Consider the following 440-nt stretch of genomic DNA (forward strand, 5'->3'; position numbering starts at 1 on the left):
GACCTAGTGAAGGCCTGTATCGCGGGCGTGTTTTGTTTTTTTCTGTCTCCCTTTCTTGATTTTATCGGGCTGAACCATGTATCCGCAATGGTTGAGCGTATTTTGCTTATGAGCTGTCCGATATTTGTAATCCTATTTACAGCGTGTCGTGATCGGAATATGGTTACAGTTCAGGACCTTTTCACAGTGCTGGCGGTCATGTTTGGCCTTTTCTTTGCGCTTGGCGGATGGGATACTGAGCTCTTTCAGGCAAATATGATTGGATCTGCATTCATTTTGTTATCCTCGGCCGTCTATGCCGGTTATCTTGTCCTTTCCGGTCATCTCGTCCATCAAATCGGCGGGATTCGTCTCAATGCATACGGGATGACAGCAGCTGGAGCGGCCATGATGCTTTACATTGGCATCAAATCGACAATCGGTCTGAATACACCAATAGC

General features: G+C 46.8%; 1 pseudogene. It reads left to right on the top strand.

The window, feature by feature from the left end:
• Positions 1 to 440, top strand: a pseudogene (locus tag RVS70_RS22485) (EamA family transporter); the annotation flags it as partial.

Origin of the sequence: Virgibacillus sp. M23, from assembly GCF_034190895.1 — a bacterium.
In the GTDB taxonomy this organism is placed as follows: Bacteria; Bacillota; Bacilli; order Bacillales; family Amphibacillaceae; genus Virgibacillus; species Virgibacillus salarius.